This window comes from Frankia sp. R82 (genome assembly GCF_023716925.1).
Lineage (GTDB): Bacteria > Actinomycetota > Actinomycetes > Frankiales > Frankiaceae > Frankia.
This window is the reverse complement of record NZ_JAMQQG010000246.1, coordinates 1-6,581: the sequence shown is the minus strand read 5'-3', so window position 1 is coordinate 6,581 and position 6,581 is coordinate 1. Positions and strand designations below refer to the sequence as shown.

At 72.9% G+C, this 6,581-nt stretch carries 5 protein-coding genes; 4 read left to right on the top strand and 1 reads right to left on the bottom strand.

The features are described from left to right. From ND747_RS19505 to ND747_RS19490, 4 genes are all read left to right on the top strand, one after another. Positions 1-1,500 (top strand): PfaD family polyunsaturated fatty acid/polyketide biosynthesis protein (locus ND747_RS19505; RefSeq protein WP_251735229.1); only part of this gene is annotated, 1,500 nt, incomplete at its 5' end. A gap of 280 nt (positions 1,501-1,780) precedes the next feature. Then, positions 1,781-3,523: an acetyl-CoA carboxylase carboxyl transferase subunit alpha gene (gene accA, locus ND747_RS19500; protein WP_251735230.1), complete on the top strand. Its 1,743-nt coding sequence runs from the start codon at positions 1,781-1,783 to the stop codon at positions 3,521-3,523. Then, positions 3,520-4,299 carry a biotin/lipoyl-containing protein gene (locus ND747_RS19495; RefSeq protein ID WP_251735228.1) on the top strand — a complete coding sequence of 260 codons (780 nt, stop codon included), beginning with the start codon at positions 3,520-3,522 and terminating at the stop codon, positions 4,297-4,299. The genes accA and ND747_RS19495 overlap by 4 nt, the downstream gene beginning before the upstream one ends. Next, a complete protein-coding gene (locus ND747_RS19490) occupies positions 4,299-5,723 on the top strand; it encodes an acetyl/propionyl/methylcrotonyl-CoA carboxylase subunit alpha (protein WP_251735227.1) in 1,425 nt (474 codons plus the stop codon). Before ND747_RS19495 ends, ND747_RS19490 begins: the two co-directional genes overlap by 1 nt. Positions 5,724-6,030: 307 nt before the next feature. Here ND747_RS19490 and ND747_RS19485 read toward each other — a convergent pair. Next, positions 6,031-6,581, bottom strand: a 551-nt coding sequence (locus ND747_RS19485; RefSeq protein ID WP_251735226.1) for a ricin-type beta-trefoil lectin domain protein, incomplete at its 5' end; no start/stop codon positions are given.

The window sequence follows — 6,581 nt, the reverse complement described above, 5'->3', positions numbered from 1 at the left end:
GACCCGGACGACGTCGCCCGGGTGGTTGCCGCCGGCGGGCAGGTGCTTGCCGCCGTGGGACCCCGGCCGGCGACGGCGCTCGGCGACGGCGCGTTCCGCGCGGCACACGGCGTCCGGTACGCGTACCTGGCCGGGGCGATGGCCAACGGGATCGCGTCCGCCTCGATGGTCGCGGCGCTGGCCCGCGCCGGGTTCCTCGCCTCGTTCGGCGCCGCCGGGGTGCTGCCGGCGAAGGTCGACGAGGCGCTCGCGTCGATCGTCCGCGACGCCGCCGGCGCACCGTTCGCCTGCAACCTGATCCACAGCCCGAGCGAGGCGGCGCTGGAGGCGGCCACCGTGGACGCCTGCCTGCGCCACGGCGTCACCACCCTGGAGGCGTCCGCGTTCGTCGAACCGACGGCGCAGCTCGTGCGCTACCGGCTCGCCGGGCTGCGCCGCGGCCGGGACGGACAGGTCGAGGCCACCCACCGGGTGATCGGCAAGGTGTCGCGGGCGGAGGTCGCCGAACGGTTCCTGCGCCCGGCACCCGAGGCGCTGGTCCGCGAGCTGCTCGCGGCCGGCGCGGTCACCGCCGAGCAGGCCGAGCTTGCCCGCACCGTGCCGCTCGCCGACGACCTCACCGCCGAGGCCGACTCCGGCGGGCACACCGACCGCCGGCCGCTCACCGTCCTGCTGCCCGAACTGCTGGCCCTGGCCGAACGGATCCGCCGTGAGCAGGGCCGGCGCGCCGCGGTGCGGGTCGGTGCGGCCGGTGGCATCGGCACCCCGGCGGCGGTGGCGGCCGCGTTCGCGCTCGGCGCCGCCTACGTCGTCACCGGATCGGTCAACCAGGCCACCGTGGAGGCCGACCAGTCGGCGATCACCAAGCGGCTGCTGGGGGCCACCGGCGTGGCCGACACGACGATGGCCCCGTCCGCGGACATGTTCGAGCTCGGCGTCGAGGTGCAGGTCCTGCGCCGCGGCACCCTGTTCCCCGGCCGTGCCCGCCAGCTCTACGAGCTCTACCGCGCCCACGACGGAGTGGACGCGCTGCCCGCCGACGTGCGGGCGAACCTCGAGGCGAAGGTGTTCCGCCGGTCCCTCGACGACGTGTGGGCCGACTGCGTCGAGTTCTTCACCCGACGCGACCCCGACCAGATCACCCGGGCGCAGGGCGACCCGCGCCGGCGGATGGCGCTGATCTTCCGCTGGTACCTGGGCCGCTCGTCCGGGTGGAGCATCGCCGGGGAGCCCGACCGGGCCGCCGACTACCAGGTGTGGTGCGGCCCGGCGATGGGCGCGTTCAACAGCTGGGTCGCCGGCACCCACCTCGCCGAGGTGGGCAACCGCCACGTCGCCGACGTCGCCGCCCACCTGATGACGGGCGCGGCGTTCCACGAACGCGCCGCCGCCCTGCGCGCGGCCGGGGTGCGCCTGCCCGCGTCCGCCACCACCTACATCCCGACAGTGTCCCCACCAGCAGCGTCCGTCCCGACCGCGTCCCAACCTGGTCATCACTGACTCTCGGTAGTGAGTATTCACGGCTTTTGTCCGATGTTCGGATGGGTGACCGCTGCACGGGTCGTCGTGGGGGGTTCATGTCTGTTTCGCCCCCCACGACGACCCGTCTGGCCACATCACTCGTCCAGAGGAGAGGCAGCACGTCATGACGATCGAGGCAACCCTGGGAACGAGCACCGTGCGTGATCCTGGCTCCGGTGAGGGACCCGGCGCGGCTCGGGTGCCGGGCGGCGCGTCCGCGTCGGGATCGTCGTGGCTGCTGTGCGGCGGCTGCAAGACGATGATCTACGGCCGGCGGTTCGACCGGGCGGGACGGGTCTGCGCCGACTGCGGCTGGCACGGCCCGCTGACCGCCGACGCCCGCCTCGACCTGCTGCTCGACCCGGGTTCGCGGCGCGAGATCGACGTTCTGGCGATCGACGGTGACCCGCTGGGCTTCGTCGACTCCCGCCCCTACCCGGACCGGCTGCGCGCCGCCCGCGCCGCCACCGGTCTGCACGACGGTGCCGTCGCCGTGCGCGGCACGATCGAGGGCAATCCGGTCGTGGTCGTCGTCATGGACTTCCGCTTCCTCGGCGGCAGCCTCGGTGCCGCCGTCGGTGAGGTGTTCACCCGCGGCGCCGAGGTGGCGCTGCGCGAACGCACCCCGCTGATCACCGTCACCGCCTCCGGTGGCGCCCGGATGCAGGAGGGCGCCATCGCCCTGATGCAGATGGCCAAGACCAGCCAGGCCCTCGGTCAGCTCGACGAGGCCGGCATCCTCACGGTCTCGATCATCACCGACCCGACGTTCGGCGGGGTCGCCGCGTCGTTCGCGACCCTGGCGGACGTCATCATCGCCGAGCCACGCGCCCGTCTCGGGTTCGCCGGACGCCGGGTCATCGAACAGACCATCCGCCAGGTGCTCCCGGACGACTTCCAGACCGCCGAGTTCCTGCAGACCCACGGCGTCGTCGACATCATCAGCCCGCGCCGCGAGCTGCGCCCCGCCCTCGGCCGGCTGCTGTCGGTGTCGAGCCGCCGCGACGACGGCATCCCCCGCCAGCAGTTCCGTGCCGGCGGCGCCATCCTCACGGATATCGCTGACCTGCCCGAACGCGACGCCTGGGAATCGGTGCGCGCCGCCCGGCGCCTCGGCCGCCCGTCCACCCTCGACTACATCGACATGATCCTCGAGGACTTCACCGAGCTGCGCGGCGACCGGATGTCCGCCGACTGCCCGGCACTCGTCGCCGGCCTCGGCCGCCTCGACGGCATCCCCGTCGCCGTCATCGGTACCCAGAAGGGCCACACCGCCGACGAACTGCGCCATCGCAACTTCGGGATGCCCACCCCGTCGGGCTACCGCAAGTCCGCCCGGGTGATGCGCCTGGCCGCCAAGCTCGGCCTGCCGGTCATCACCCTGATCGACACCGCCGGGGCGTATCCCGGGAGGGAGGCGGAGGAGCAGGCCCAGGCCGTCGCGATCGCGGAGAACCTGCGGCTGATGGCCGGCCTCGCCGTTCCGGTCGTCGCCGTCGTCACCGGTGAGGGCGGCAGCGGCGGCGCGCTCGCGCTGGCCTTCGCCGACCGGGTGCTCATGTGCGCGAACGCCGTCTACTCGGTGATCAGCGCCGAGGGCTGCGCGTCCATCCTGTGGAAGGACCCGGCCGCCGCGCCACGGGCCGCCGCCGCGCTGCGGGTGAACTCCCGCGAACTGCTGCGCCTGGGCATCGTCGACGGCGTCATCCCCGAGCCCGACGGCGGCGCCGACACCGATCCGGCCGCCGCGGCCGCCGCCCTGCGCGCCGCCCTGCGCACCTGCCTCGCCGACCTCACCCCGCTCGACCAGATGACCCTCGTGACCCGCCGCCGCACCCGTTTCCGTCAGTTCGGCGTCCCCACCACGTCGGACGCGCCAGGCAGCTCGGACGAGACGACCATGGCGGACGAGACCACCATCCCGGACGTGACCACCGCGCACACCGCCCAGACCCAGCCCCAGCCGGCCCAGCTCGAGACGACAACGGAGGCGCACCGATGAGCATCGACCAGGCGACCCAGCCCGTGCAGGGCGGCGGCGCGGACGACGAGAACCGCCCGCCCGCGGTCGGCGGAGCGCTGTCGACCGTGGACGCGGTCGTCGGGGTGCTCGGTACCCATCTGCTGGACCTGGCCGTGCGCGCGCCCTACGCGCCGAGCCTCGTGCGGGTCTCCGCCGGCGACGTGACCGTCGAGATCGGCTGGGCCCCCGACGCCGCCGGCCCCGCCCACGGCGACGCCATCGCCGCGCGTACTCGCTGGTCGGCGGCCCCGTCCGCGCTGACCGCCGGCCCCGCTGCGCTCACCTCGGGATCGGCCCCAGGCACGGACGGCACCGGCGGCGTCAACGGTGCTGGCGGCGTCAACGGTGCTGGAACCGGCCACAACGGCAGCGGCGTGAACGGAGCCGGTACCGGAGCCGGCAGCGCGAACGGTGCCGGCGTCCAGGGCACTGCGGTGAACGGTGCGGGTGGCGCGCCTACCGCCGAGGCCGTTGCCGCGGACGAGCCTGGGACGTTCACCGTCGGGTCGCCGTCGGTCGGGATGTTCTACCGGTCGCCCGAGCCCGGCAAGCCGCCATTCGTCACCGAGGGTGACATTGTGCGGGCCGGGCAGCAGGTCGGGATCGTCGAGGCGATGAAGCTGATGATCCCGATCGAGGCCGAGCGGGCCGGCCGCGTCGTGCGCGTCCTCGTCGAGGACGCCACCGCCATCGAGCACGACCAGCCGCTGTTCGTACTCGCCCCCGGTGCCGGCGCTGCCGACGGGAACGGCTGATGTTCGACAGCGTCCTGGTCGCCAACCGCGGCGAGATCGCGCTGCGGGTCGTGCGCACCTGCCGTGAGCTGGGCATCCGCACGGTCGTGGCGCATTCGGCCGCCGACCGGGACTCGGCCGCGGTCCGCGCCGCCGACGAGTCGGTGCAGGTCGGGCCGGGTCCCTCCAAGGCGAGCTACCTCAACATCCCCGCCATCATCGAGGCCGCCCGCACCCGCGGCGCGCAGGCCATCCACCCCGGCTACGGGTTCCTCTCCGAGAACGCCGAGTTCGCCGAGGTGTGCGAGGACGAGGGCATCGTCCTGATCGGACCACCCGCCTCGGTGATGGCCGATCTCGGTGACAAGGCGATCGCCCGCAGCATCATGCGGGAGGCCGGCCTGCCGCTGCTGCCGGGCAGCCGCGAGCCCCTGCCCGGTCCGGAAGCCGCGCTCGTGCTCGCCGACGAGATCGGATACCCGATCATCCTCAAGGCGGTGGCCGGCGGCGGTGGACGGGGCATGCGAGTGGTGCACTCCCGCGAGGACGTCATCGCCGCCTACGACGACACCCGCGCCACCGCGCTCGCCGTCTTCGGCAACGGACAGCTCTACCTCGAGCGGTATCTGGCCTCCGCCCGGCACGTCGAAATCCAGGTGCTCTGCGACGCGCACGGCAACGGTGTGCACCTCGGCGCCCGCGACTGCTCGCTGCAGCGCCGCCACCAGAAGCTCGTCGAGGAGTCCCCGGCGCCCAACGTCGACCCGGACGGTGTCGAGGAACTCGGCCGCAACGCCGTGCGCGCCGTCCTCGCCGCCGGCTACGTGGGCGCCGGCACCGTCGAGTTCCTCTACGACCCGCAGCGCCGCGGCTACTACTTCATGGAAGTGAACTGCCGGCTGCAGGTCGAACACCCCGTCACCGAGATGGTCACCGGCATCGACCTCGTCGCCGAACAGCTGCGCATCGCCGCCGGCGAACCCCTCGGCTACACCCAGGACGACGTGGAGTTCCGGGGCACCGCCATCGAATGCCGCGTCAACGCCGAGGACCCGGCCCGCGACTTCCGCCCCACCCCCGGCCTCGTCACCCGCCTGCGCCTGCCCGGCGGCCCGTTCGTCCGCGTCGACACCCACCTCGAGACCGGCTACCGCATCCCACCGCTGTACGACTCGCTGCTCGCCAAGGTCATCGTCTGGGCCCCCGATCGCGCCGGCGCCCTCGCCCGGATGCGCCGCGCCCTCGGCGAAACGGTCGTCGACGGCCCCGGCCTCGCCACCACCGCGCCCTTCCTCGCCGACCTCCTGGCCCATCCGTTGGTGCAGGCCGCTGAACACGACACCTCCCTCATCGGCACCCACCTCGCGGCTCCCACGCCTTCGGCTGTCCCCGCGAACTCCGCACCTGTCCTTGCCACCGCGCCCACCGTCCCGATCGGCGCCTGAATTCAGGTCGCGCACAGGCGTCTCAACGCAGGCCTTTGGTCGCGTGACATCGCAGGCTGTTCGCCTTGAGTCAGCTCGCCGTCGCCTCGCCGTCGCCGTGTCGACCCTTCCCGGCTGGAGTGCGGCCCTCGATGCCCGAGTGTCACCGCACGCGACTGGCCCCGCCGGGCTGTCGGCGCCAATGGTCCTTCTACCGGGACGAAACGGATATTTTTCCGCTCGGAACCCGGTAGAAGACCACAAAGATCGACACGCCGAGTACCGACACGCCGATTCATTTACTGAAAGTGACATGGCCACCCGGTGTCTATGTCCAGTTCTGGTAGTTCCCGCCATTACAGGGCAGCATGTAGGCCTGATAGCCCTTTCCCTCCGGGCTTGACTGATTGCTGTCCAGGCATTTGCCGGTGCCCGCATTGCGCAGAGTCTGGCCGAAACGGGTGCCCGACGCGGCCACCCACTGCTGGGAGCTCGACCCGTCGCAGGCAATCACGTACAGGCCGTCCGGATATTGGGCGCCTTCCGCGTTGTACCCGCCGGCCTTGCTGGTCAGGCAGTTGCCGAAATGGACGTTGCGGAGCCGGAGCCCGTCACGGATCCACTGCTGGTAGTCGCCACCGTTGCAACCGAGGGTGTAGACCCTGCTGCCATCGCTGTCGAGGCAGGCGCCGGTCGCGGTGTCGACCCAGGTCTTGCTTGCCGGCGCTGCCGGCGCTGCCGGCACCGGTGCTGGTGCCGCCGCAGCTGCTGGTGCCGCCGCGGGATTACCTGCATTCGCGGCTGCCGGCTGTGGCCTGGGAGCGACCGATCCGGCCGCGGAGGCCACGCGCCCCGCCGAGGCGTCGCCGGCGGCAGGCC